The organism is Undibacterium sp. Jales W-56, from assembly GCF_025548535.1.
Lineage (GTDB): Bacteria > Pseudomonadota > Gammaproteobacteria > Burkholderiales > Burkholderiaceae_D > Undibacterium.
In genome coordinates this window covers 24,496-49,270 of record NZ_JAJLQW010000006.1, presented here as the reverse complement: position 1 = coordinate 49,270, position 24,775 = coordinate 24,496, and the positions used below count along the sequence as shown (strand labels likewise).

25 protein-coding genes and 1 tRNA gene are annotated in these 24,775 nt (G+C 49.2%); 13 read left to right on the top strand and 13 right to left on the bottom strand.

Going from position 1 to position 24,775, the window contains the following annotated elements; translation table 11 throughout:
• Positions 1-16: 16 nt before the first annotated feature.
• On the bottom strand, positions 17-232 hold the full coding sequence (locus LPB67_RS15715; RefSeq protein WP_262838236.1) for a hypothetical protein: 216 nt from the start codon (positions 230-232) through the stop codon (positions 17-19).
• Positions 233-581: 349 nt separating this feature from the next.
• On the opposite strand from LPB67_RS15715, the gene LPB67_RS15710 reads away from it, so the two are divergent.
• Complete coding sequence (locus tag LPB67_RS15710; RefSeq protein WP_262838235.1) at positions 582-809, top strand: hypothetical protein; 228 nt, start codon at positions 582-584, stop codon at positions 807-809.
• A gap of 159 nt (positions 810-968) precedes the next feature.
• Here LPB67_RS15710 and bamE read toward each other — a convergent pair whose 3' ends face one another.
• From bamE to LPB67_RS15685, 5 genes are all read right to left on the bottom strand, one after another.
• Entirely contained in the window at positions 969-1,481 is a 513-nt protein-coding gene (bamE, locus tag LPB67_RS15705) for an outer membrane protein assembly factor BamE (RefSeq protein WP_262838234.1), read from the bottom strand.
• A gap of 76 nt (positions 1,482-1,557) precedes the next feature.
• A complete protein-coding gene (locus tag LPB67_RS15700; RefSeq protein ID WP_262838233.1) occupies positions 1,558-2,196 on the bottom strand; it encodes a 4'-phosphopantetheinyl transferase family protein in 639 nt (212 codons plus the stop codon).
• Positions 2,197-2,215: 19 nt separating this feature from the next.
• The gene (locus LPB67_RS15695) at positions 2,216-6,271 is read right to left on the bottom strand and encodes a Pls/PosA family non-ribosomal peptide synthetase (RefSeq protein WP_262838232.1); all 4,056 of its coding nucleotides are present in this window, start codon (positions 6,269-6,271) and stop codon (positions 2,216-2,218) included.
• Positions 6,272-6,412: 141 nt separating this feature from the next.
• Positions 6,413-7,774: a chromate efflux transporter gene (gene chrA, locus LPB67_RS15690; RefSeq protein ID WP_262838231.1), complete on the bottom strand. Its 1,362-nt coding sequence runs from the start codon at positions 7,772-7,774 to the stop codon at positions 6,413-6,415.
• A 12-nt stretch (positions 7,775-7,786) separates the two neighbouring features.
• On the bottom strand, positions 7,787-8,434 hold the full coding sequence (locus tag LPB67_RS15685) for a DsbA family oxidoreductase (RefSeq protein WP_262838230.1): 648 nt from the start codon (positions 8,432-8,434) through the stop codon (positions 7,787-7,789).
• Between the two features lie 113 nt (positions 8,435-8,547).
• Between LPB67_RS15685 and LPB67_RS15680 the strand changes: the two genes are divergently transcribed.
• On the top strand, positions 8,548-9,021 hold the full coding sequence (locus LPB67_RS15680; protein WP_262838229.1) for a ProQ/FinO family protein: 474 nt from the start codon (positions 8,548-8,550) through the stop codon (positions 9,019-9,021).
• Between the two features lie 68 nt (positions 9,022-9,089).
• On the opposite strand, the gene LPB67_RS15675 is transcribed toward LPB67_RS15680, so the two are convergent.
• On the bottom strand, positions 9,090-9,251 hold the full coding sequence (locus tag LPB67_RS15675; RefSeq protein WP_262838228.1) for a hypothetical protein: 162 nt from the start codon (positions 9,249-9,251) through the stop codon (positions 9,090-9,092).
• Between the two features lie 153 nt (positions 9,252-9,404).
• Between LPB67_RS15675 and LPB67_RS15670 the strand changes: the two genes are divergently transcribed.
• From LPB67_RS15670 to fumC, 4 genes are read left to right on the top strand one after another with little or no spacing between them, the layout of a single operon-like run.
• Positions 9,405-10,529: a DUF2855 family protein gene (locus LPB67_RS15670; protein WP_262838227.1), complete on the top strand. Its 1,125-nt coding sequence runs from the start codon at positions 9,405-9,407 to the stop codon at positions 10,527-10,529.
• Between the two features lie 2 nt (positions 10,530-10,531).
• The gene (locus LPB67_RS15665; RefSeq protein ID WP_262838226.1) at positions 10,532-10,783 is read left to right on the top strand and encodes a GIY-YIG nuclease family protein; all 252 of its coding nucleotides are present in this window, start codon (positions 10,532-10,534) and stop codon (positions 10,781-10,783) included.
• The gene (locus LPB67_RS15660) at positions 10,780-11,379 is read left to right on the top strand and encodes a class I SAM-dependent methyltransferase (protein WP_262838225.1); all 600 of its coding nucleotides are present in this window, start codon (positions 10,780-10,782) and stop codon (positions 11,377-11,379) included. Before LPB67_RS15665 ends, LPB67_RS15660 begins: the two co-directional genes overlap by 4 nt.
• 37 nt (positions 11,380-11,416) lie before the next feature.
• Entirely contained in the window at positions 11,417-12,802 is a 1,386-nt protein-coding gene (fumC, locus tag LPB67_RS15655; protein ID WP_262838224.1) for a class II fumarate hydratase, read from the top strand.
• Between the two features lie 134 nt (positions 12,803-12,936).
• On the opposite strand, the gene LPB67_RS15650 is transcribed toward fumC, so the two are convergent.
• A complete protein-coding gene (locus tag LPB67_RS15650; RefSeq protein ID WP_262838223.1) occupies positions 12,937-14,061 on the bottom strand; it encodes an ABC transporter substrate-binding protein in 1,125 nt (374 codons plus the stop codon).
• Positions 14,062-14,683: 622 nt separating this feature from the next.
• Here LPB67_RS15650 and LPB67_RS15645 point away from each other — a divergent pair.
• Together LPB67_RS15645 and LPB67_RS15640 are read left to right on the top strand one after the other, a co-directional pair.
• Positions 14,684-16,765 carry a bifunctional 2',3'-cyclic-nucleotide 2'-phosphodiesterase/3'-nucleotidase gene (locus LPB67_RS15645; protein ID WP_262838222.1) on the top strand — a complete coding sequence of 694 codons (2,082 nt, stop codon included), beginning with the start codon at positions 14,684-14,686 and terminating at the stop codon, positions 16,763-16,765.
• Positions 16,766-16,881: 116 nt separating this feature from the next.
• Positions 16,882-17,577, top strand: a complete 696-nt coding sequence (locus tag LPB67_RS15640; protein ID WP_262838221.1) for a tetratricopeptide repeat protein — start codon at positions 16,882-16,884, stop codon at positions 17,575-17,577.
• Positions 17,578-17,612: 35 nt separating this feature from the next.
• Here the strand turns inward: LPB67_RS15640 and LPB67_RS15635 are convergent, their stop codons facing one another.
• Positions 17,613-17,882, bottom strand: coding sequence for a hypothetical protein (locus tag LPB67_RS15635; RefSeq protein ID WP_262838220.1), 270 nt, complete (start codon positions 17,880-17,882; stop codon positions 17,613-17,615).
• A gap of 195 nt (positions 17,883-18,077) precedes the next feature.
• Between LPB67_RS15635 and LPB67_RS15630 the strand changes: the two genes are divergently transcribed.
• Complete coding sequence (locus LPB67_RS15630) at positions 18,078-19,124, top strand: patatin-like phospholipase family protein (protein ID WP_262838219.1); 1,047 nt, start codon at positions 18,078-18,080, stop codon at positions 19,122-19,124.
• A gap of 160 nt (positions 19,125-19,284) precedes the next feature.
• Here LPB67_RS15630 and LPB67_RS15625 read toward each other — a convergent pair.
• Positions 19,285-19,361: transfer RNA gene (locus LPB67_RS15625), tRNA-Pro, on the bottom strand.
• A 246-nt stretch (positions 19,362-19,607) separates the two neighbouring features.
• Between LPB67_RS15625 and LPB67_RS15620 the strand changes: the two genes are divergently transcribed.
• The 4 genes from LPB67_RS15620 to LPB67_RS15605 are packed head-to-tail and all read left to right on the top strand — an operon-like array spanning position 19,608 to position 22,592.
• A complete protein-coding gene (locus LPB67_RS15620) occupies positions 19,608-20,741 on the top strand; it encodes a M14-type cytosolic carboxypeptidase (protein WP_262838218.1) in 1,134 nt (377 codons plus the stop codon).
• A gap of 18 nt (positions 20,742-20,759) precedes the next feature.
• Positions 20,760-21,242 (top strand): CYTH domain-containing protein, encoded by a 483-nt coding sequence (locus tag LPB67_RS15615; protein WP_262838217.1) that lies wholly within the window; start codon positions 20,760-20,762, stop codon positions 21,240-21,242.
• The gene (locus LPB67_RS15610) at positions 21,235-21,504 is read left to right on the top strand and encodes a MoaD/ThiS family protein (RefSeq protein ID WP_262838216.1); all 270 of its coding nucleotides are present in this window, start codon (positions 21,235-21,237) and stop codon (positions 21,502-21,504) included. The genes LPB67_RS15615 and LPB67_RS15610 overlap by 8 nt, the downstream gene beginning before the upstream one ends.
• A 2-nt stretch (positions 21,505-21,506) precedes the next feature.
• On the top strand, positions 21,507-22,592 hold the full coding sequence (locus LPB67_RS15605; protein ID WP_410482751.1) for a WD40/YVTN/BNR-like repeat-containing protein: 1,086 nt from the start codon (positions 21,507-21,509) through the stop codon (positions 22,590-22,592).
• Between the two features lie 187 nt (positions 22,593-22,779).
• Here LPB67_RS15605 and LPB67_RS15600 read toward each other — a convergent pair whose 3' ends face one another.
• From LPB67_RS15600 to LPB67_RS15590, 3 genes are all read right to left on the bottom strand, one after another.
• Positions 22,780-23,193 carry an SRPBCC family protein gene (locus LPB67_RS15600; protein ID WP_262838215.1) on the bottom strand — a complete coding sequence of 138 codons (414 nt, stop codon included), beginning with the start codon at positions 23,191-23,193 and terminating at the stop codon, positions 22,780-22,782.
• Positions 23,190-23,816, bottom strand: coding sequence for a TetR/AcrR family transcriptional regulator (locus LPB67_RS15595; protein WP_262838214.1), 627 nt, complete (start codon positions 23,814-23,816; stop codon positions 23,190-23,192). Before LPB67_RS15595 ends, LPB67_RS15600 begins: the two co-directional genes overlap by 4 nt.
• Before the next feature lie 488 nt (positions 23,817-24,304).
• Complete coding sequence (locus LPB67_RS15590) at positions 24,305-24,757, bottom strand: MaoC family dehydratase (RefSeq protein WP_262838213.1); 453 nt, start codon at positions 24,755-24,757, stop codon at positions 24,305-24,307.
• Positions 24,758-24,775 lie beyond the last annotated feature (18 nt).

Below are 24,775 nucleotides of genomic sequence, written 5' to 3'. Positions count from 1 at the left end.
AAATTTATACGGATTGTTACATTCGTCTTTGATTTGCATCTGATAAGACGCGTTTGCTGACAATCGGGGACACGCCTTCGGCTTGCAGATATTCGAGTGCGCAAAGTGTACCAAATGTCGATTGGATAGAGATACCTTTATTGACGATGCCCTCAGTGATTCGATCTTGACGCAAAATATCAAACCTGACCTCGGTACCATTCTCTTGACGGGGATATTGGGTGATAAGCATAAAATCTCTCCTTGTAAAACAGGGCTAGAAAATTTAGTACGGACATATTATCGCGTATTACTTCTTTTTATTCTTTTTTATAAAATGCGGTAATTGGATTCGCCACAGTAGCTCAGGAAAATAGAAAGTAAATTAAATACTGATTGCATATACAGTATTTTGTGTTAGAGTATGTTCTGTTACATCAATTCGTAGCAACCCAACGTTTTTGTTCAACAGATTTATTGATCGGATCCTTACCAAAGACTGAGGCAAAATTAGCCTGGTGAGGCGCGGCGATGATGGCAGTACAAACTGTGCAACGACTCTAAGCACTTTTATTCATTTACTGATTTGGAGATGACTCAACATGGCACACCTTGAAAATTCATTTGACGGACAATTTAGTTTACAAGTCGCACCAACATCATTCTTGGTCCGTTTGGGGAGTCGTGAGATTTTTGTATGTCGTGATTTCCGCAGACGCTACTATCATGTAAATCCTTTGATGGATTTTTCTACCGGGATAGCAGCGGGTCATCTGGAACTTTTGCTGTTCCGTAAATGGCTGATTATTTTTTCTAAAGCGCGATGGTAGGCAATTGCCAGCAACGCTATTTGTCGCTAGCAATCCCACCGGGCTGTGATAAACCAAGCTGTTTTTTTAGCGTTAATCGCGGTGAAAGATGCATTGTTGAAGCGGTAGCATTCAAGTAGCGATCGATTCAAATGGCTTCAAATCAATTTCGAATAACCATCAAAAACGCCATCTGCGTTCGCCAGGTTCGAATAAAGGATCGGGTCCATTTTCCAGCTTTTTGACAATACCTGACTGGTCGAAATAGACCGTCATCAGAGAGTTCCAGACACCGCTCTCTTTATACGGGTAAGACCATGCTTCGAGTTGAACACGCGGGTAATAAGCGGTTTCGCTGGGTGCTCCTATGATGTTGAGTACGGCGGTTTTATCCATAATTCCCACTTTGACTTGCGCAAATTTTTGCAGAGTCAGGACTTGTTCATACGAGATCAGGCGACCGTCATGATCGAAGCGTGCCATGTGGGTTGCCTGCGCCATCCTGCCCCGCATGTATTCCCATATATGCTGATTACCGTCCTGGTAAATGTGTGTTGGCTTGCCCAGTTTGGCGGTGACTTCAGGTTCAGTCTGGCCCGCTTTGACGCTGCCTATGCCGTAGCTGACACAGGACGATAAGTTCAATATGCTGAGTAGGATTACGCTGCTAGCGAGGATGCGGGAGAGATTCATTGCAAGCTCCAATAATTTCTGAAGTCGACTGACATTTCTGGAAAGATACCCAGAACCATGCTGGAATATATCTATCCTAAACCTTATTGGAAAAGGCGATGCTGCCACGATAATTTTCGGGCAAGTCTAAGCGGTATGTTCGGATCGGCTTTAGTTTTACATCAATCGCTGCTGACCATTCGGTTAATGCGATTCCCGCGCACTTGCAGCGCGCTTCAAGTGCTGTCCATTCTTGAGCAAAACACGGTAATTGTTGTTGAACAGCTTGACTGGCAATCATCTGATGGCGACTTGGCCCCAGATAAAGTTGCGCAATATCTCGCCAATCTATGGATGCGATACTGCCAGTCTCAATACGCATCAGATCCACGCCCACACCGGCATCCAGATAAATTGCGGCCAGCGATAATCCCGCATCATGGCTAATCGATAAAGCCGCTTCGTGCTCTGAGAAAAGCAAGCGGGGAGCCATGCCCGGCGACGTTGCAATCTCAATCTGGGATGGCTCTAACTGATAGCACTGTCCAATCAGGTCAATTAATGCCGCACGTATTTGTTGCCTTGCCAGTGTGCGATCCTGAGTCATCCCGGTAGATACGGAGATAACCACCTGCCTTTGCAATTGCAATGCCGAAATTGCACCGGACAGATGATCAGGTAAGTGGAAAACCGAGACTGATTGTGTTGCCTCAGCTTGATATAACCGTGTAGACATTGCTGATATCTTCGCGTATCTATTTTGCGATCGCCGCAGGACAACCGCGCCAGCTCGATCTGGCGGGAATAAATTCGCCTTTCATTACCAGTGTCAGTGCGCCAAGTTGGGCATCGTCACCGACGACGGCGCTATAGAGCACGGAACTACGCGGCCCCATATAGACGCGTTCACCGATGATGACTTCATCAATTTTCATGACACGGTCTTCAAACAGATGGGTTTGCGGGCAGGACAGGGCATTGATTTCGCTATAAGCGCCGATACTGACGCAATCAAATTCGGTAATATCCGTCGTATCGAGATACACGCCATGTCCGATTTTGCAGCCCAATAAGCGGAATGCTAACGGCAGCCAAGGTGTGCCGCGCAGATAGCGCATGAAGTTAGGAACCGCGATCCCTTCATATAAATTCGTAATGCCTTCAGACAACCAGACAAATGAAGTCCACATGGGAGCGCTACTTTTTTTGTAACGGAAAATGAATACCCATTTCAGTACCAGAACAAATGCAAAGCTGCCGATGCCGTACCATAATCCCGCAATCGATAAATAATAGGCGACATCACCCCAGCGATCATCGCCCGCCAGTGGCATCAGATCCAGCACAATGGTATAGCCGACCGCAATCACCATCGCATGCGGTGCAATAATCCTGAAGGCCTCTATCAAACCGCGACCAAGCCGGCGCATGATCGAGGGACGGAAGGTTAACTCCTCGGGGAAGCCTTTCACTTCTTCACGTGCAGGCAAATGCAAAGGCGGTGAGCCTATCCAGGTATCGCCTTCATGCATCTGGCTATTTTGGGGGGCACTGGTATGCACGCCGATCAAAACATTCTCAGGCAAGATCGTGCCATCGGGAATGTAAGCGCCATTACCGACAAAGCTGCGTCGTGAAATGATCGTCGGTTGCATGCTCATCCAGCCGCCATCGATTTCTTCATCGCCAAGCAAGACTGCGTCTGCAATAAAGGTCTCGTCGCCCAAGGTCAGCATATCCGGTACCACGCCAAGGGCGGTGGAGATCTCGGCGCCACGCCCGACTTTAGCACCCAACAGTCGATACCAGTAAGGCGCGTAGACAGTGGCATACACGCCGTGCAAGACATTCAGGCTGGATTCCTGAATTTGGTTCACTAGCCATTTGCCACAATAGATATTGCCATGTACGGGGTAACTGCCGGGCTTTAACTTGGGCAAAATACTCCAGCGTATCCCGGCGGATAGCAATGCGGTACAGACAATCAGTACGGCAGTCGCAGGGAAGGCTAGAATAAAATATTTGACGAGTTGAAATGAGAGAGTGGTATTTTGCAACCAAGGCAAACCATCGATATTGTCGATCCAGTCTATCGTAATAAAGCTAGGAAAAACCGGCAGGAAAAACAATGCGGTAATCGACAAGCTACCGAAAATAAAAAAAACTGCTTCGCCAAAAAAACGCAAATGCGTTACCGCAGGACGGGGGGGCTGTGCTGCATGATCAAATGCCCCGGCGTCCACAGCAGGTGAGCCGCGCCATATCCTGCTAGCCGGGATGGATTGCCCTTCACTGAGTGCAGATTGTCCTTCCAGATGGGCAAACTCACCAAGTGAAATGCCTCCTTCCAGGACGGAGTAGGAGCCGACATAAGCGCCATCGGCAAGTGCAATTTGCCCCAGACGAAGTTCTCCGTGCTGGACCCGGGCATTCTCAAAATTACAGGCATTTCCTATGCTGACGCCGTCTCCAATCGTTAACAAATCTGGTGAACGCAACGTCATTGAGCCGATAGTCACATCCTTCCCGACTTTTGCACCCAAAGCCCTTAGCCACCATGCATACATGGACGAACCGCTTAACATATACGTCGGCGCCGCCTCCACCAGGCGATCCGCCAGCCACCAACGATAATAAGTAAAACCCCATAGCGGATATTTACCCGGTTTTAAGCGACCCGCGATGAGCCATTTGCCGGCAATCGCAATCGCGAATTCCAATAAGGTCAACAGCAGGAATGCAGCCACCGATAAAATCGTTGCGCGAGCAATCGAATCGCCAGGCTCACCGGTAAAGAAATGATAGGCAAAGAAGGGCGCCAGCCATTGCACCATGCGCATCGCGACCAAAAACGGAATCATCGCGGCCTGAGCCAAACCACAGACCCAACGCTTCAAGCTCGATGGCCGAGTCCAGTCAACATACTCAGTGCTCGTGGCACTGGCGCCCGCCAGCATGACTTCGGCTATCGTACCGACCTGTCTTGACTGGTAGATGTCGCTGATTTTGAAATACGCAAAACGTGAATCAGCACGCAGCAGCGACACCAAACGCGCCGCCATCAGCGAATGACCGCCTAGGTCGGAAAAAAAATCGGCATTGCGCTGTATCGTTTGTCCTGGGAATAGCTTGCTTAAAGCCGCGAATAAAATTTCTTCGGCCGGGTTGTCGGGTGTGTCGGACTCTTCCGATCCGGTCACAGCGCTGAGAGGCCTCGCTTTCAGGTTTTTTCTATCGATTTTGCCCGAGGTGAGTCGTGGCATCTCGTTTAAAAATTCAAAGCGCGTCGGCACCATGTATGTTGGCAAGGTCGCCAGCAAAGCGTGGCGTAAGGTCGCAACGTTTAGCTGTGCATTTGCTTCAGTAAGCTCAGTAACAATAAACGCGATGAGCTGATCCACGCCTTGTTCAGAACGTAAAATGACGGCGACCGTACCGACGCCAGTTTGCTGTGCCAGCACCGCCTCAATCTCTCCAAGCTCAACACGAAAGCCGCGTATTTTGACTTGATCATCGGCACGTCCCAGGCATTGCACGGAACCATCGTCACCGATACGGGCGAGATCGCCGGTCCGATATAATCGTGCGTCATTGCCACGTCTAGCCCAGGGATTGAGAATAAATTTTTCGGCAGTTAAGTCTGGCCGGCCAAGATAACCAGCCGACACGCCAGGGCCGAAAATACAGAGTTCGCCGACCTCACCGCGGGGCAAAAGCCGGATACCTTTTTCAACTTCGGCATCAATGACGAGCAATCCATAATTAGGGAGTGGATGGCCAATCGTGACGGCATGATTGGCTTGCAGGATGGCCAGACTCGCCGATACCGTCGCTTCAGTCGGGCCATAGGTATTGAACATCTGCCTGCCAGGCCTGGACCATTTAGCAACCAGACTTTCGGGACACATCTCACCGCCCAGATTGATGATGCGCAAGCCAGGCACATCGACAGCAAACAAGGCCAACAAAGTGGGCACCGCATGTAAGACTGTGATCTGGTTGTCGATTAGTGCTTGCGGTAAGGCGTCAGGATCGACCGCAACTTCCTTGGGGGCAATCCACAAACTCGCGCCAACCAGATAGCTAATCCAGATTTCCTCGAACGACATATCAAACGCGACAGAAAAGCCTTGATAGACTCTGTCGGTATGGCTGACCCCAAGAATCTGGTTTTCGCTACGCAGGAAATGACAAATACTCGCTTGCGTAATGGCGATACCTTTGGGCTTGCCGGTCGAACCGGAGGTATAGATCACATAAGCGGGATCGTCAGGACCCGTACCGGAGCGTTTTTGCAATGGTGTTGCCGGTATTCGTTTTAATTCGGCATCGGTCCAGACGGTGCAAGACAATTGCGCTAATTGCCCGGATTGAGATTCACTGGTCACGATGCCAAATGCCTTCGCATCGTCAAGACAAACCGCAATACGTTCAACCGGCACGTCGATATCAAACGGCAACCAGGCCGCGCCAGACTTTGCTATCCCTGCCTGTAGCACCAGCAGGTCGATACCGCGCGGCAGCCAAAGACCCAGAATATGTCCGGGTCTCACGCCTGCATTGATCAAATGCGATGCCACGATATCTGCTCTGGTATTTAATTCGCGATAGGTGACTGTCTGATTCGCAAAAATAAGCGCAATCTGATCGGGTGTTTGTTGCGCGGTTGTCTCCAGTAAATCCGCCAAGGTCTCTTGGCGAATCAATTCTGGCGCGTCGGCACCGTAAAGAATGGCGGAAATAGGATCACTGTCAGGAAGATGGGTGATATTGGAAATGTCGGATACTTCTGTAATACGGCGTTCAGGCATAAATCGCAATGCAAAATTAGAGGGAAGTAGTTCGAATTTTTATCAGCTTCTCGTTGCATAGTTTATCACTCGCCACAGATAACACGGTGACAATTTGTACGATCTCCACAACGAAGATGATTTATTTTAAGAGCATGCTATTTAACGAAAATAGCTAAGGGATAAACCCAGCACGCCACAAGCGCCAATCACACGCATCACATTTTGCCGATATCCAAACAAAGCAATCGCCGCTGCCAAGGCAATGAGCCCTGAGATCCAGTCGAATGTGGCCTGGATGCCGTTTGGCCAAAAAACCTGATAGGCGAAAAACACCGCCAGATTTAAGATCACGCCAACCACTGCTGCAGTAATGGCGGTTAACGGCGCGGTCAGTTTTAAGTCGTTGTGCGTCGACTCAATCAAGGGGCCGCCAGCCAGAATGAAAATGAAAGAAGGTAAAAAAGTAAACCAGGTCACCAGGATGGCAGCAATTGCGCCGGCCAGAAATGTCTGCTCCGGCCCGAATATCTGCTTCAGATAAGCACCGACAAATCCCACATAAGCGACGACCATGATCAAGGGGCCGGGCGTAGTTTCACCCAAAGCCAGCCCATCTATCATTTGCGCTGGACTTAACCAGGCATATTGTCCTACTGCACCTTGATAGACATACGGCAAAACAGCATAGGCGCCGCCAAAAGTCAGTAATGCCGCTTTCGTAAAAAACCAGGCCATCTGCGTATAGGCATGCTGCCATCCCAATTGCGTCCATAACAGCAACATCGGGATCACCCACAATAATGCGCCGGCGAATACGACTTGACATAAGCCTGGCCAGCTAAATAGGGCATGTGCCGGTGTCGGTGTCTGGTCGTCAATCAGGGCGGGGCCATAATGTTGATTGCCAGCGACATGTGCGCCACCGGTCTGGAAAAATTGCGGCACATACCGACCGCCGAGATAACCGGCCAGTGAAGCAACCAGCACAATCAGCGGGAAGGGGGTATTCAGCGCGAAGATTGCAACAAAAGAGGCTGCGGCGATACTCCACAGCACCCTGTTTTTTAAGACGCGCGATCCTATTCTGTGTGCGGCTTGCAGCACAATCGCGGTAATCGCTGGCTTGATCCCGTAAAACAATCCGGCAACCCAGGGCGTGCCGCCAAATGCCACGTAAATCCAGGACAGTCCGATCAGGATAAAAAGCGACGGCAACACAAATAAGACGCCTGCGATGACGCCGCCCCAGGTTCTGTGCATCAGCCAGCCGATATACGTAGCGAGTTGCTGTGCTTCAGGCCCTGGTAGAAGCATGCAGTAATTCAAGGCATGCAAAAAACGACGCTCGCTAATCCAATGGCGCTTTTCGACCAGTTCCTGATGCATGATCGAGATCTGTCCGACAGGGCCGCCAAAGCTGACAAAGCCGAGTTTCAGCCAGAATTTAAACGCGTTCCAAAAGCTGACTGGTACAGGTGGATGTACTTCAGCGGTGTTTGCTATCAAGCCAGGCGATTTCAATGGTGCAATTCCTCAAGCCATAGCCATAATTTGACGCAGCGCCTGTTCAAATACCTCCGATGTCTGACCGCCAGAGATCAGATGTTGATCATTAATGATCACCGCGGGTACGGAATGGATTCCCTGTTGCTGATAAAAATATTCTTGGGCACGGACTTCGCTGGCGTAGAAATCGGATTTCAAGATGGCACGGGCGCTGACGCTATCCAGGCCGACTTTTGCCGCAATACGAATTAAAGTTTCGTGATCGCTGGGGTTTTCTCCATCCGTAAAGTAGGCATCGAACAGAGCATGTTTCAGCGCGCGTTGCTTGCCTTCGATTTCTGCCCAATGCAAAAGGCGGTGAGCGTCAAAGGTATTGTAAATCCTGGCTCTTTTGTCCATGCCGAAAATGAAGCCTTCTGCTTCACCGCGGGCGCGGATCGCCTCCCGGTTACGGGCGGACTGTTCTTCAGTTGCCCCATATTTCTGCGCCAGATGCTCATTAATGTCCTGGCCTTCTGCGGGCATTTGCGGATTAAGCTCAAAAGGTTGAAAGTGAATTTCGGTCGTTACTTCATTGCCCAAGTTCGCTATTGCGCTCTCCAGCGATTTAAGTCCGATGATGCACCAAGGGCAGGAAACGTCGGAAACGAAGTCGATTTTGATATGCTTGTTCATATTTATTTGCTTAATTGAAGTGGATCAGCGACACATAATGGATTGGAGTATCCCAATCGGTCTTACGCATGATATTCTGCGACCTGCAATAGTAACCATATCAGATTATTTTCATGACCACACCGAATAACCCGGCAATTGAGACACCTGTAGCCTCAACCGCGCCCTTAGCAACGCCAAATCAACTTGCTCGCAAGCTCATCAAACAATTGCAGACGGATTTCTCCGTCTTCGATGAGCATTTACCCCTGGCAATCGGGATCGATAAACAATTACAACAAAAAATGCCAGAGCTGGATCGCAAGATATTACGCATTGCTTTGGGTATACATACGAATTCCGTACGTTATTTGTTTAATGTCTCTAAGGCGCAAAAACGGGTTGATCTTGAAGGAAAAGAAGTCGATGAGGTCACTGAGGTACATCGTGCTCATGCTGCAGGCATATTGAAAGAACGTTCGAAGAAAAATGCGGAAGCGCGCAAAGCCAAGTTCCAGGCGGAAAAAATACAAAAACAAGAAGCAGAAGCTGCTCGCCAGCGTCAGGATAAATTGAATCAGCTTGCTGCCAAATTTGCCCGCAGTTAAGCATTTTCACTATCGACTGGCTTGAACTATCGGCTTAGATAGCTTGTAATTAAATAAAACTATCGATTTCATAAAGCCATTTGTCCACGCGGATCATGGCTCTCGCCAGATTTTCCATGCTGTTCGGCGTCAATTAAGGCATTTTGATAGGGCAGATCCTGCTGGATCTTGCTTATGGCACCGGTGTCATAATTACTTTGAAAAAATAAATTGCGATAAAAAATCTCCATCAGATTTTTTATCGCATCGATTGCCCAGATCTTCGACTGAAGATCTGGGCAATTTTTATTTTCTGTTTGCTATCGGAGGTCAGGTGGATTCACTACAACAATCTAAAATTCGCATAAGATACGTGAATCAAAATTCTAAAAAATGGAGATCTAATGACGACAGCGAGTCATACTCATCAAGCCAGGCCTGCGCTCGACTTTGTCGTTCGCAAGGATGATTTACATCGGTATCAATTCGTCGAAGCCAGCGTTCATGCCGAGTCGCCTCTTGCAGAGGGGCAGATACTGATCCGTATCGACCAGTTCGCTTTCACTTCGAATAATGTGACTTATGCGGCTTTTGGCGAAACCATGCATTATTGGGATTTTTTCCCCACAAGCGAGGGCTGGGGGCGCATTCCGGTGTGGGGTTTCGGCGATGTCATGCAATCGCGCAACGATGCTATTCAGGCTGGACAGCGCTATTACGGGTATTTTCCCATGTCGGATTATGTGCTCATGCAGCCCGACCGGATTAATGAAAACGGCTTTGTCGATGCGGCAGCGCATAGACAGCCCTTGCATCCCTTGTATAACCAATACCTGGCAACCGCGCATGATCCTGGCTATATTGCGGCGCGTGAAAATGAGATCGCGTTGTTACGTCCTTTATTCATGACCTCCTTCATGATCGATGATTTTTTAGACGACAATCAATTCTTCGGGGCCGGTACCGTGATCTTGTCCAGCGCCTCCAGTAAAACCGCTTACGGCCTCGCTTTTTTATTGGCGCAACGCGGACTCGATCAATGCGAAGTCATAGGTTTAACCTCGCCAGCTAACGTCGCATTTACGAAAGGTCTGGGGTGCTACCATCGTGTGATCGCTTACGATCAGATTGAATCGTTATCAGCAGAGAGGCCCGTAGTCTATGTAGATATGTCAGGTAACGCTAAAGTACGCAGTACCCTGCACCATCATTTTCATGACAATATGAAATATTCTTGTGCAGTAGGCGGCACCCATTGGGATCAACGTGAAGGGGAGGGGCAATTACCCGGAGCCAGGCCTGCTTTGTTCTTTGCACCGGCACAGATCAAGAAACGTGCGGCAGAGTGGGGGATGGCAGGAGTAATGTCTCGCTATGCGGCAGCATGGAAAAAATTCCTACCTTCCTTGGGTAGCTGGATGAGCATCATTCATGATCGCGGGCCTCGTGCGGTTGAGCGTGTCTATGTCGATATGCTGGAAGGACGCAGTCGTCCTGAGCAAGGGCATATTTTGTCTATGTCTGAATAAAGATGCCGTGGTTCGTCTATCTGCTCGAATGCAATGACGGTAGCATCTATACCGGCATTGCTACCGATGTAGAAAAACGTTATGCGGCGCATTGCACTGGCAAAGGCGCTCGCTATACCAGGTCGCATCCGCCGACACAGCTGTTGGCGGTGTTTGAACATGAGAATCGCTCTGCCGCATCCAAGGCAGAATACGCGATTAAACAACTGACAGCCCAGCAAAAACGCGCGCTGTGTCAAAAAGAATTGTCATGACAAAATTATTTTCCCCGGCATGTGAGCGCAATTCCGCCCCCATATTGGACGTTCTGAAACCCCTGCTGCAACAAAGTAAAAACCTGCTTGAGATCGGCAGCGGCACAGGCCAGCATGCCGTGTACTTCGGTGCGCAAATGCCCCATCTCCTATGGCAATGCAGTGATCGCGTTGAATATCATTCCAGCATTCTTGCCTGGCAGGCTGAGGCAGGGTTAGATAATGTCCAACCTCCTTACACTCTCGACGTTGCAACATCGAAGTGGCCAGGGCAAACATTTGATGCAGTATTTACAGCGAACACCTGTCATATTATGGCTTGGCAAGAAGTCGAAATGATGTTTGCCGGCGTATCTGAGTTGTTGACACCAGAAGGCTTGTTTTGTATCTACGGACCATTCAATTATGCGGGACGTTTTACCAGCGAGAGCAATCAACAGTTTGATGCATCGCTGAGATCGCAAGCCGCCCATATGGGTATCCGTGATATTGAAAAAATCGAATCCCTGGCGAATCAATCTGGATTGCACTTGCGCGATGATCATACGATGCCGGCCAATAATCGCTTATTGGTATTCGTTTTCGACGATAAGTAATTTACCTTGTGTCGCAATACCCAACAAAGGATCTCCAATGAACGATTTATACAGAACCGAACATGATTCTTTTGGTGATATCCAGGTCGCAGAAGATGCCTTATGGGGTGCGCAGACGCAACGCTCTTTGCTGTACTTTGCCATCTCCACTGAACGCATGCCAGAACCTCTGATCATGGCTCTGGCGCTGGTTAAACGCAGTTGTGCCTCGGTTAATCGCGATTTAGGTTTGCTGGATGCCGCCAGGGCCAATGCCATTATGCAGGCTGCCGACGAAGTATTAAGAAGAGAGCACGCCGATGCGTTTCCTCTCTCGGTCTGGCAAACCGGTTCCGGTACTCAGACCAATATGAACATGAACGAAGTCTTGGCTAATCGCGCTTCTGAATTGTTAGGCGGCGCCAAAGGTCTGAGCCGATTGGTACACCCGAATGATCAGGTGAATCTTGGTCAATCGTCGAATGATATTTTTCCTACGGCGATGCATCTGGCGGCTTGTATGCAGCTTGTTGAATCCTTGTTGCCAGCTTTACGTCGGTTGTGCGCAACGTTCGACATCAAGACGCAGGCTTTTGCCGATATTATCAAGATTGGCCGCACACATTTGCAGGATGCGACTCCCATCAGCCTGGGGCAGGAAATCTCCGGCTGGTGTGCGCAATTGCGGCAGGCAGAGCAGGTCATTCATGCGAGTTTATCGCCACTTTATGAACTCGCAGTCGGAGGGACGGCGGTCGGTACCGGATTGAATACCCATGCAGAATTCGGCACGCGTGTTGCTGCCGAATTGAAGCACGCAACCCAGCTCGACTTCATTTGTGCAAAAAATCGTTTTGCCGCGCTGGCGTCGCATGATGCTTTAGTCAATGCCCACGGCACGCTGAAAACCTTAGCCGTTGCCTTGATGAAAATCGCTAACGATGTGCGCTGGCTGGCATCCGGGCCGCGCAGCGGACTTGGCGAGTTAACTATTCCTGAGAACGAACCCGGTAGCTCTATCATGCCTGGCAAGGTCAATCCGACTCAATGCGAAGCAATGACGATGGTATGTTGTCAGGTCATCGGGAATGATGTCGCCTTGAGCATAGGCGGCTCAATGGGAAATTTTGAACTCAATGTGTTTAAGCCTTTGATCATTCATAACTTCTTGCAGAGCGTCCGTTTATTGACGGATGTGATGAATAGTTTTGATTTGCACTGCGCTCAAGGGATAACGCCAAATACAGCACGCATCAAGGAATTGTTAGAAAATTCCTTGATGCTGGTGACGGCTCTGAATCCCCATATTGGCTATGATCGCGCGGCTGAGATTGCAAAACAGGCATATCAGCATGGCACAACCTTAAGGGAGGCCGCGCTTTCGCTTGGCTATGTCAGTGCAGAACAGTTCGATGACTGGGTGCGTCCGCAAAATATGATTTAGTGTTTGATATGGTTGATACATTTTTTCATCAGACAGTCACATAGTGGCGTTATTATGTAATCAGACATGTGAACGTCTTCTTAGTAAATTTTCAGCAGCCTTCGGGCTGCTTTTTTTTGCCCGGGAATCCGGTCTTAAAATGTCAGGCCGCCGCCTTTTTTGAATAAGGCCATATCGACGAAACTGGACATATGATGTGTCGCATCAGATGGCGTGATGTGAATGCCGCCTAAATCCATATTTCCTTTTTGACTGCTTAAAATCTGCAGGCCATCGCGATTGTTTTTAGATAATTGAATCGCCTTGGATAAGGTCTTCGCCACGATAAAGCCTTCCAGTGTGAGTGCGGATAAGTCCTCATCACGGAATTTTTTCATCATTTTGCTATGGTCGATCTGAACGATAGATTTATTGCCGGTAGGACTAGGGACCACTTGTGAAAATACGCTCCATTCCAAGGCTTTGGGACCAGCTAATTCAGATAACGTTTCCAGATTTGTGAGCGACATGCCAGCGACAAATATTCTTGGCGAGTGCTTGCGGAATTCTCTTAAAAATAAACCAGTACTCAAAGTATCGGCAATAGCGATAACGATATTAGGGGAATTTTTGGTCAGTGCGACGGCATCTTTTTCTATTTCAGCAGGAGAGCTCGTGATCTTGACGACTCCGGCCAGTTTCATATTCCGTTTGCGAATTTCTTCAACCACGTATTGATACATGTTTTGGTTCAGCGGCACATCTTGATAAGCGATGCCGATATTTTTAATTCCCAATTTATCGAAATAAGAAAAAATATACTGCATTTCTTGTTCTGGACTCGGACGCCAGGACAATACGCGGGAGCCGTAATTTTTGACGGCACCAATCAATGGAGCAAAGAGAATTTGACCGCTGTCTTTAAAACTGGAATTAGCAACTACTGCATCGGTGACATCGACGCCAATACCCCCAAGCAAATACTGCGCTTTATCTTTGTCGATCAGATCCGCCACTGCTTTGGCAGATATGGACGGATTCCCCTGATCATCCCGTGCAATGTATTTGATGCGGCGACCATTGATACCTCCCGCCACATTCAAGCTATCAAAATACGTGGTGATACCCGCAACATAGTCTCGGCCTATGCTTCCATTTGGCCCTGATAAATCAATTGCCTGGCCAACGATAATGACATTGTCGTTGGCAAAAATCTTCGTCGAGAAAAGCAATGCGGCAACGACGATAAATGTAGGAATTTTTTTGAGATGAAATAACATGTTTGCCTGCCTATGGTTATTGCGATATGGCAAGTTTGACATGAGATTGTGACGATGCAGTGACGTGAGGTAGCGAAGCAATACGCTCTTTTCCGAAGGCGCAATTTAAGTCCGTTCAACATGAAACATCAAGTTCTGATTTAAGTCATCTTGTAGTCATGAAGACGCATTAAGATTCGAACATCTGAGGTACATACAACCGATATGTGTGACGGCAGAGAGGCGTGCATTGTTCGGCGATTACGTTGAATAATGCATGCCGACCATGTTATGGCGCGTAATTACCAGACCATCTGCTTGTGATTGCAGCCCACAAAAAAGACCTATAAGTACGGCTTACGCGGCACCATAAAACCGCTCTCTGCAGAGAGGGTAAAGTCCATCTTTCTTACTGTGCGTGCCATGTGTAAAAGTGAATTGCCGGAGGCGCGATTGCGCACTTTTTCTCGAATGTTGTTGCAATATTCTCATTTTTCGTAAACTATTCGACAATGTCATTATCCCGACATATTTGATCATGATACTTGCATCGCCATCAATTTATGCCAAAAAAAGCAATCGATTGCGCTGGCAGATTTTGAGAATAGAAACAGTTCCTGATTTTTCATTGATGAAAGAATTTATGCACAAACTCATTTGCTTATCGCCATTGCTGGCGATCGCATTAGCCGGCTGCGGCAACAGTACGCCGAGCGCAGATCCTAATGCTGTTCCTGAAGGAACTGTTCTCAAGATAGCTTTGTTGGAGACGACGGATATTCATCAAAATATCTTAAGTTACGACTATTACGGTTTGAAAGCGGATAAGAGTTTGGGACTGGAAAGAACCGCATCTTTGATCAGTGCTGCGCGCGCAGAGAATCCTAATAATGTTTTGCTGGATGACGGCGACGTGATTCAAGGGACTTTGCTCGGTGACTATCAAGCCGTGGCATCCCCGGTGCCTTGCAGCGGCACTTTGGCAGTGCATAAGGTCATGAATGCCCTGAAGTACGATGGCGCAGGTATCGGCAATCATGAGTTCAATTATGGATTGAATTTTTTGAGTCAAATTACAAACACCGACTTTGCCGTGCCTGAGGTGCAGAAGGGTGTCAATTGCGGCGCCCCAGGTTTTCCGGTGGTGCTGTCAAATGTAGTGGGTGTCAGTAGTCAAAAACCGATCTTTAATCCTTACTCGATTATTCCAAAACAATTTACTGCGACCAAACCCGACGGCACGACGATGAGCGTGCAATTGAATGTCGGAATCATGGGATTCGTGCCGCCGCAAATCATGGATTGGGATCAGAAATACCTGGCCGGCAAAGTCATGGTCAACGGCGTGCAAGAGTCTGCGAATAAATATGTACCCGAATTGCGCAGCAAGGGCGCTGATCTGGTGGTCGCGCTGTCGCATGGCGGTCTGGATGCGTCGCCGTATAGTCCTAAAATGGAAAATGGCAGTTTGCACCTGTCGACTACCGGGATCGATGCATTAATGCTGGGACATTCTCATCTGATCTTCCCGAAAGCCAAAGAAGTCGGCGGCCCGGCGATTGATGCCTCATTTGCCGCACTACCGGCGACACAAGTGGATACGATCAAGGGAACTGTAAATGGCGTGCCGGCGGTGATGGCACAAAGTTGGGGACGTCGTCTCGGTATTATCCAGATGGTGCTGAAATACCAGGGCGGCAAGTGGATGGTCCAAAAAGATCTAACCAATGTTGAGGCGCGCGGATTCAAGTACAAAGACGGCGCCACGATTGTCGATGCGGATCCGTCCATCGCACCATTGGTCGATACAGAGCATAAAGCGACATTGAGCTATGCGACCCAGCCACTCGGTACCACGACTGATTTTGAAATGTCGGCATACTTTTCTTTGGTCGGCGATGTCACCGCTATTCAGATCGTCAATCAAGCTCAAATCGACTATGTGAAAAATTTCATTGCCAATTCAACGGACGCAACGATTGCTAGCTATAAAACAATCCCGGTGATCTCCTGCAGCGCGCCGTTTAAAGCAGGGCGGAATGGTCCAACCGATTTTACTGATGTAGCGCCATCAGCGACTGTCGCCACACCGTTCGGCTTGCAAGTCCGTAATCCTGGCGACCTGTACTTATATGGCAATAACAATCTGCAAGCAGTAAAAATCAAGGGATCGGATTTGAAAAACTGGTTAGAGACATCAGCCAAACAATTTGCCAAAATTGATCCGGCCAGCACCGCAGAACAGGACCTGGTTCCTTCGTATTCGACGATTTATAACTACGATGTGTTCTATGCCGACAACAATGCACTGAAATATCAGATCGATGTGACACAAGCTGTCGGCAGTCGTATTGTCAATCTGACTTATGCCGGTAAAGCCATTGCCGATAGTGATGATTTTATCGTCGCAACCAATGATTATCGTGCCGGTGGCGGTGGCAATTTCCCTGGAATTGATGGCAGCAAAACGATCATTAAATCACCCGATGCGAATCAGGCAGTCGTAAGTAATTACCTGAAAAAACAAGGCAAGATCACCTCAGTTGCAAACGGTCTGGGCCAAAGCTGGAGCTTCGTCAAGGTCGCCACGCAAGGCCCTGTGATTTTAAGATCCGCTCCTGGCAAATTGGCTATTGCACAGACACAAGGACTGAATCTTGTGAAGTCTGAGGGTACTTTGGATGCCAGCGGATTTGCTAAATACTCGATTGATCTGAGTAAGTAACTCCATTGTCAATTTAAATAATGGCAAGCATCACTCCCGCTAACGGGAGTGACTTTTTTTAGGATGAAGATATGCAAATGAAGAAGCTGATTGCTCTCACTGTCGCAATGCTCATCATGCTTCCTTCTTGTAGCCAAAAATTGGCCGCTACGCCGACGAATGCCGAAATAGAATCAGTCGGTCTTACCGCCTTGCATGGACGCGATCCTGTATCGATTCAAATGTTGTTGAAGTGGGCCGAGCAAGGGCATATGGTGGCCGGACGTGAGCTGGGGCTGGTGTATTCAGCCATGCCGCAAAAACAGGCTGAGGCTGCCTACTGGCTGGAGCAAGCGGCTAAAGCAGGAGATAGCGAGGCCGCATTTTTATTCGCAGAGGCATTGTATAAAGGAACGTTATCGCTGAAACCGAATTCTCTGCAAGCCTGGAAATGGTATGAGCTATCCGCGAATAAAGACAATGCTAAAGCAAGTTTTATGTTGGCGAGAATGGCGAAATACGGCGAGGGTATAGCAAAGGATATCGTCTTATCAGTACAGTGGCTCAAAAAAGCGAGTGAGCAGGGTAATGCGCAAGCAATGTTTTTGCTGTCGAACGCCTACGCATCAGGCGAAGGCGTGAATGTTGATCCGGTAAAGGCGAGAGAGTGGCTGGAGCGCTCGGCCGAGGCGGATTATCCGGTAGCGATTCAGGCGCTGGCAATGGAGCTTGATGGTGGTGAGCACCAGAAAACCGATGACGCCTTACGCGCCCGGCACCTCATTAAAGAGGCATCCGATGAGCGTCTGTTGCGATGGAATAAATATCAATAAAAAATCAAGCTGAGTCAGATTTCATCTTTACCAAGTCATCCGGCAGACAATCCTTTGTTTAAAACCTCCGCGACCACTTCATTTAAAGTAAGACCTTGTTCCTTGGCGCGTTCTTGTAACTGGCGCACTAATTCGCTGTTCAATTTGACCGCGAACGGGACTAATCCTAATGCCTGATCGATTTTTCTTTGCTCGCGTTTGTCAATTATTGCAGGGCTGCTGTTGCCAAAAATAGCAGAACCCGTGGTCTGCATTTGCCCCATCAATTTTTTTGCGTCGCTCTTTGCCAATCCGGTTTTTTTCACTTTAATCGTCCTTGCTGATCTAAACCTCGCATTCTACGCAGTATGTGCTGGCAGGTGTTTTGTTTTCATTCCTCCCAATATTGCCGGCCGTTTTTGCAGAACCCTTCAGATAGCGCCTGATCCTGTGCTGATGTACGATAAAATTCCTTCATGGATAGTGAACTTCTCGATAATTTTAAATTTGCGGATTCTAATATGCTGCCTCAGGCACCTAAATATCAACGTTGCATGGTGATGGCGGGCGGCGGTTTTCGATTTTCTTACTACCTCGGTATTTATGCCGCCTTGAGCGAGGCCGGTAAACAGCCCGATGTTTTGCTGGCGAGTTGCGGCGGAGCGATTGCCGCTGCGATTATCCAGGGCTTGCCGGATGATGCGCAGCGCAAAGCATGGGTAAGTTCACCTGCAATGTATGCGTATTGGCGTGGTATGAAATCAGGTCTGAATGCTTCCGTATCAGGTGCATTAGGCGCAGCCTTGCATCGACGTTTGTTCGCGACCGGCGCGTCGCGGATTCCCGATCTGCATCGCGACTACTTGTTTGAGATTCCTGCAGGTTTGCCTCTGCCGGATACCAAAGATGACTATGACAAACCGGCGGTCGCAATTATCGCGGGCAAATTACTTTATGCCGAAAGCGATATCGGAACGCGCAGGGGCAACCGGCCTTTATTTTGCGAGATGGTATTTTGCGATGAGCGTACAGCAGCCATGTTGCATGGCATGGCATCACCGGTCAGTGCAACCCATTTACCAAACAGCGCAGTGGCCTCCCATATTGCTACTGACATCACAATGCCGATCGCAGAGGCGGCTCGGGCATCGGTCTCTGATATGTTTTATTTTCCGTGTCATCGGTATCAGGATGCGGACTATGTTGGTGGAGTGATCGATCTTTTTCCGATTGAGATCGCACATCGCATTGCAGAACAGGTCGTGATGGAGGTCAAAAGTTATTACGACGCCAGCTTTTCCTTGCCTGCGTTACGTGCGGTGCTGGGCTTCGACGGCAATTTGCGTCTCAGTAAAGTCATGCAGCAAGATGCGGCAGCGTGGGTCGATACCGCCGATATGGAAAAAATCCTGCCGCGTACCCAAATCGAGAAAAAAATTTTATTGCTGAAGAACAGAATAGAGTTGGTCACCTCAAAAAGTTACGACGAATACCGGCAAGTGATAGAGGCGCAATGGCAATACGGTTATCAACGCGGCACACAGGCAGCAAAGGCCATGCAGCCGTAATTTTACTGAAGCCTGATATATGGGCTATGGGCGCTACAGCGGCATGATATTGCGGACGCACTTTTTAGAACGTTTTAGCGTTTGTTGTTGGCAAGGTCACATAGGCATTTCGTCAATAAAAAAGCTTGCAGACCGAAATCTGCAAGCTTTTTTTCATTATTGGTCGGGGCGAGAGGATTCGAACCTCCGACCCCGTGCACCCCATGCACGTACGCTACCAGGCTGCGCTACGCCCCGACACTGAGCGAAAGATTATAGTGCATGCTTAAGTTTTTTTCCATGAAAAATTAATCATTGTATTGATTCATGCCGGGTGATTTGAATCAAATTGCCGTAATCACGCCATATAAAAATGACTAATTTATTTTCATATTCAAGTAAAACCTGTGACAATATCGTTCTTATCGTCGCGCCTGCAGGCAGCGGCTATTGCAAATTAGCAGACACAGTGTAAATTCTAAATAAGAGGAAACTGAGCAATATATGCCTATCAAAATTAGTCAAAATTTCGACGCGGGTGCGATCGAGGTTGTCAATGCCAAGCAAGCGGATGCGATTGAATTGAAATTGCGCAAGGATTCCCATGCGGATATCGCGCAATGGTTTTATTTCCGTTTGCAAGGGGCGCGTGATCAGGATGTGGTGATGCGTATTGTGAATGCCGGCGATGCCACTTATCCGGCGGGTTGGAAAAACTATCAGGCTGTGGCGAGTTACGACCGTGAGAACTGGTTCCGGGTCGATACCGAATTTGACGGCAAGGTGATGAGCATCAGTCATTCGCCGGAATTTGACAGCGTGTATTACGCTTATTTCGAGCCGTATAGCTGGGAGCGTCATCTGGCAGTGCTGGGCAGCGTAGAGCAATCGCCGCTGGTACGGGTCGAGGATCTGGGTAATACGGTTGATGGCCGTGATCTGAATATGGTCATCGTCGGCGATCCTGCTGCCAGGAAAAAGGTCTGGATCATTGCACGTCAACATCCCGGCGAGACCATGGCGGAATGGCTGGTCGAAGGCACGCTGAATGCGCTGATCGATGTAGCGAACCCGATTGCCCGCCGTATCCTGGATCAGGCCGTGCTGTATATCGTGCCCAACATGAACCCCGATGGCTCGGTGCGCGGCAATCTGCGTACCAATGCTGCCGGTGCCAATTTAAATCGTGAATGGATGACGCCTACGCTGGAAACCAGCCCGGAAGTTTTTCACGTTAAAAATAAAATCCATGAAATCGGTTGCGATCTGTTTTTAGATGTGCATGGTGACGAGGCCTTGCCCTATGTATTCGTAGCGGGTAGTGAAATGCTGGATGGCTTCAGTGCGCAGCAAGCAGCGGAACAACAAGCCTTTGTCGATAGTTTTGTCGCGGCGAGTCCGGATTTCCAAACCGAATTTGGCTATGAGGCGAGCAAATATAATGAAGACGTGTTGAAGCTGGCCTCCAAGTACATCGGTCACACATTTAAGTGCGTATCGCTGACTTTGGAGTTACCATTCAAAGACAATGCCAATCTGCCGGATATCGAAGTCGGCTGGGATGGCGCGCGCAGTATGAAATTGGGTGAGGCGATGTTGCAACCTATCCTGACTTCATTAAATCGGATCAGCAAATAAACTGAGATCAGTCGCAGCATGGGCATAGAGATAGAGCGTAAATTTCTGGTGGTGAATAACGACTGGAAACAGCAAGGGCAGGGCGTTCATCTATGCCAGGGCTACATTTGCTCAGACCCGGGGCGCATCGTCCGTGTGCGCATTGAGGGCGAGCGTGCTGTGCTCACCATCAAGGGCAAGACTGAAGGTATTTCGCGTGGTGAATGGGAATATCCTATTCCTATTGCCGACGCGAAAGAATTGCTGTCTGGATTATGTGCACAGCCTTTGATTGAGAAATTCCGCTACCGGATCGATTACCAAGGCCTGGTCTGGGAGGTCGATGAATTCTTGGGGGATAACGCGGGGCTGGTGGTAGCTGAGGTCGAGCTGCAATCGGAATCTCAGGAGTTTGCGCGGCCAGCCTGGCTTGGCGCCGAAGTCAGCCACGATCATCGCTACGCGAATGCCAATCTGCTCAAACATCCGTTTCGTTTGTGGTCCGGGTCCGATCATGGCTAGACTGGTTTTCACTCAGCAACTCAGTCGCTTTACCGAGGTGCCTGAAGTGGATGCCCAGGCCCCCCGATTGCGCGAGGCATTGGAGACCGCATTTAAAATCAACCCCCGATTGCGTGAATATGTGCTCGACGAACAAGGGCATTTGCGTGTGCATGTGGTGATTTTTATTGACGGTAGACGAGTGCTTGACCGTCAGCGGCTGGATGACGTCTTGTTGCACGAAAGCCGTGTGTATGTTTTGCAAGCACTCTCAGGAGGCTGATAATGAAAGCGATGATTGCAACCCGTAAAGGCTTGTTCGACCTGGTCAAGACGGATGCTGGCTGGCAGCTCGATCAAGCCAGTTTTCTGGGTGAACCTGTGAGCATGTGCCTGCACGATCAGCGCGATGGCAGTGTATATGCCGCCTTGAACCTGGGGCATTTCGGCGTCAAATTGCATCGACGTGATTCGGACCATGCCGACTGGACTGAGATTGCGGTCCCGGCTTATCCGGAGCAGTTGGAACGCCCGGAAGGCGAAGTGGAATGGAAACTGAAAATGATCTGGTCGCTGGTCGTCGGCGGCAATGATGAACCAGGCGTGCTGTGGGCCGGTACTTTGCCGGGCGGATTGTTTCGCTCCAGAGATCGCGGCAATAGCTGGGAATTAATGCGTTCGCTGTGGGATCGGCCGGAGCGCAAAGAGTGGCTCGGTGGCGGTTATGATGTGCCTGGCATCCATTCGATTTGCGTCGATCCGCGTAACAGTCAGCATGTTTTGGTCGGAATTTCTTGCGGCGGCGCGTGGCAAACCAGGGATGGCGGCACAAGCTGGACCTCGGCTGCAAAAGGCATGCGCGCCAACTACATGCCGCCCGAGCTGGCGGACAGTGAAAACGTCCAGGATCCGCATCTGATTGTCCGCTGCAAGCTGGCACCCGATGTCCTCTGGTGCCAGCATCACAATGGAATCTGGCGTTCGGCAGACGATGCAGCGAGCTGGCAGCAATTGACTACGCCGGAAGGCATGTCGGATTTTGGTTTTGCAGTCGCCTCTCACCCGCGCCATCCTGATGTGGCCTGGTTTGTTCCAGCTGAAGCGGATCAAAGAAGAGTGCCGAAAGCGGGGGCCTTGTCGGTAACGCGTACACGCGACGGCGGAAAAACCTTTGAAACTCTGAGCAAAGGTTTACCGCAGCAGGATTGCTACGATTTGATTTATCGCCACGGACTGGTCGTGGCGGACGATGGCCAGACCTTGCTGATGGCGTCGACTACGGGCAAGGCCTGGATCAGTGAAAATGCAGGCGACGACTGGCAACAAGTTGCGACGTATTTGCCGCCGGTTTATGCGGTCAGGTTTTATTAGGGGTATTTGATGAAAGGGAATGTAAATAAAACACATAACTCAAACCGGTGGAATTTGTCCCGCTTGCCAATATCAACGGCTACTGCCAGTTCATTTGAATTTGCCAAACAACCTGTCAGTCTGAGTTATAGCTCAGACTGACAGCGCGATTTTGAAACGCATCGGTCGTTTGTCTTTTGACGGTTTCTTACTGTCTCGCTTCTACAAACTTTGCAAAATTATTCAATATCGATTGCCACCCTTGTTGCTGCTGTTCGATAGAATTTTCTGATTCGGCATCAAACACAACACGCACCGTCACGCCCTTTGCTCCTGTCATGAACTCCACCGACGCAACGCGATCGCCAAATGAGAATTCAAGTAATTCATGAGGTACCACCTTGGTGTAGGTTCCTTCGAAATCAAAGCCAAAGCTACCGTCCTTGGCCTCCATGCGTGATGAGAAAATGCCGCCGACTCGCAGGTCGACAGTAGATTGGGTGGTGTGCCAATCGTCTGAAGCCGTATTCCACTGCTTGATATCGCTCGGCGTTGTGTAAGCACTCCAGACCTTGGCGACGGGAGCGTTGATGAGAGTTTCGACGGTGATTTTTGTGGTCATGATTCTTCCTTTCGTTTATTGTTGAGAGGGAATAGAGCTTCCAGATAACGCCGCAAATGTGCCAAGCTCTCATGCGCCACATCAGCAGTTTGTTTTGCCTTGGCAAAAATAAAGGCGCCTTGTAAGACCGATTGGATGAAATATCCCAAGCTCTCAGCGCTCCAGGTCGCCTCCGGCGCATAGCATTGTTTGGCGGCTTCGATATCACTCACCAGTACGGCAATATGAGTTGACATACCTTTGTCGCAAGCCGCACGTATTTCGGGGTGGGTCGAGTAGGTTTCTTGCACCAGTGTGCCAAGCAAACAGGTGTAGTCCGGCAATTCCCCGACCAGGATAGCGACTCGAAAATCAATATAGCCAAGCAGTCTGTCCAACGGATCTTGCGGCTGGTGATACGGCGCGGCGGCGAAGAAATCTTCAGTCATCGCGCCGAAATGAGCGGCTGCGGCGATTGCCATTTCGTCCTTGCTCTTGAAGTGATGAAAGAAACTGCCCTTCGTCACACTGGCCGCGTGACAAATATCCTCCACAGTCGTGGCTGCATATCCCTTGGCACGGATGACGTGCAGCGCCGCATTGAGCAACTTGATCTTCGATTCGTGGTGTGCCTGGGTTGCCATGTTGATTTTAAATTTTAAATATTGTCTAATTGGAATAATACCGACTAGGCGGTATGTTGACAAGCAATTTTAGTTTTCTGCGCAAAATGAAGTATCGAATCGATGGAGCAATGGTACATGTCTAGCAGATGCAGAGACGACTCCAATCGTGACTGTATTTCATCGATTGTTATCAGGAATTGAGGGGGGAAGTAAAACCTGAAGCCACGTATCTTGTTGCGCTTGATACGCATTGACACAATAAAAATATAACCCGCACTATCCATGCACCTTTCAGGTCAATATCCCTCCAAGAGGCTCATGGATGGTGCGGGTTACTTTGGGGGAACTTCTAAAAACCCAATTTTTGATATTTCTTCACTTCTAAGTGATTGACTTCATTCGATGTGATTTTTCAATTTCAAGGTCTTTTAGATGTTCCCTTTTGAATCTATGCGGTGGCTACAGCGATGTCGCGATTACTGCAACCTGCATAGAAATCGATAGGCTCAATAACGACGTGAAATCGATTCCGCGACGCATGCAGGTTTGTCGCTGCCTTCGCGTTCTATCGTGACTTCCCAGGTCATTTGCGCACCGTCCTTGATGTCTTCCACGCTCAGCAAATGCATTTTGGCGCGGACTCTGCTGCCAGCCGGAACAGGCGACACGAAGCGTACTTTATTCAGCCCATAATTCACGCCCATTTTGACATCGGTCATGGTGATCGCATTTTGCATCAACATCGGCAACAAGGATAAAGTCAGGAAGCCGTGTGCGATCGGGCCGCCGAAAGGGGATTCGCGCTTGCTGCGCTCCACATCGATATGAATCCATTGCAAGTCGCCTGTCGCTTCGGCGAATGTGTTGATTCTCTGTTGCGTCACTTCGACCCAATCGGATGTTGCTACGTCTTGTCCGACCAGAGATTTGAGTTCTGCTAAATTGTGTATTGCCCGCATCTTGCCTCCATGATGATG